The sequence below is a fragment of the Romboutsia weinsteinii genome, from assembly GCF_002250835.2.
In the GTDB taxonomy this organism is placed as follows: domain Bacteria; phylum Bacillota; class Clostridia; order Peptostreptococcales; family Peptostreptococcaceae; genus Romboutsia_A; species Romboutsia_A weinsteinii.
This window is the reverse complement of sequence record NZ_NOJY02000139.1, coordinates 1-1,471: the sequence shown is the minus strand read 5'-3', so window position 1 is coordinate 1,471 and position 1,471 is coordinate 1. Positions and strand designations below refer to the sequence as shown.

The window sequence follows — 1,471 nt, the reverse complement described above, 5'->3', positions numbered from 1 at the left end:
ATATACAACAGTTCAAATGGCAACTACAGATATGGTAGTAGGGCATGGACACCACCAATTATATTATGAAAGTGCAGGAATAATAATAGCACTTATATTACTTGGTAAATATCTAGAGTCAATATCAAAAGGTAAGACAAGTGAAGCGATAAAGAAGCTTATGGGACTTCAGCCTAAAACAGCGATAGTTGTAAAAGATGGAAGAGAAATTGAAACTCCAATAGAAGAAGTAGAGGTTGGAGATGTAATAATAGTTAAGCCAGGTAGTAAGATACCTGTAGATGGGATTGTAATAGAAGGTCATACTTCAGTAGATGAATCAATGCTTACAGGAGAAAGTATACCTGTAGAAAAGAATGTAGGAGATAAAGTTACAGGAGCAAGTATAAATAAAAATGGTAGCATAAAGTTTAGAACAGAAAAAGTAGGTGCAGATACTGTCTTATCTCAAATAATAAAATTAGTTGAAGATGCACAAGGTAAAAAAGCGCCAATAGCTAAACTAGCAGATACTGTATCAGGGTATTTCGTGCCAGCGGTTATAATAATATCTTTGGTATCAGCATTACTTTGGTTTGTAGTTGGAAGTAAGGATTTAGAGTTTGCTCTTACAATATTTATATCAGTGCTTGTAATAGCTTGTCCATGTGCCCTAGGTCTTGCGACACCTACAGCAATAATGGTAGGTACAGGTAAAGGTGCAGAAAATGGAATATTAATAAAAGGCGGAGAAGCATTAGAATTAGCTCACAAGATAGATACTATAATATTTGATAAAACAGGAACTATAACAGAAGGTAAACCTCAAGTTACAGATATAGTAGTAACTAATAGTACAAAAGAAGAATATTTATTAAAAATAGCATCAAGTGCTGAAAAAGGTTCAGAACATCCACTTGGAGAAGCTATAGTAAGATTTGGTGAAGAGAAAAACATAGAATTTATGAAGGTAGAAAAATTCAAAGCTATACCAGGACATGGGATAGAAGTAACTATAGATAATAAAAATGTATTACTTGGAAATAAAAAACTTATGGATGACAGAAAAATAAGTTTAGGAGACTTACAAGGAAAGTCAGATGAATTAGCAACTCAAGGGAAAACACCTATGTATATAGCTATGGAAAATGAGTTATCAGGAATAATAGCGGTAGCTGACGTAGTTAAAGAAAGTAGTAAAAGAGCAATAGAAAAGCTTCACAGTATGGGAATAAAAGTAGCTATGGTAACAGGTGACAATAAAAAGACTGCTGATGCAATAGCTAAAGAAGTTGGAATAGATATAGTACTTGCAGAAGTTTTACCTCAAGATAAATCAAATGAAGTTAAAAAACTTCAAGAACAAGATAAATTCGTTGCAATGGTAGGAGATGGTATAAACGATGCTCCAGCATTAGCACAAGCAAATATAGGTATAGCAATAGGTAGTGGTACAGATGTAGCTATGGAATCAGCTGATATAGTATTAATG

General features: G+C 33.4%; 1 protein-coding gene. It reads left to right on the top strand.

Annotated elements, in window-relative coordinates; all coding sequences use genetic code 11:
- Positions 1–1,471 (top strand): copper-translocating P-type ATPase (locus CHL78_RS20175; protein WP_147295876.1); only part of this gene is annotated, 1,471 nt, incomplete at both ends.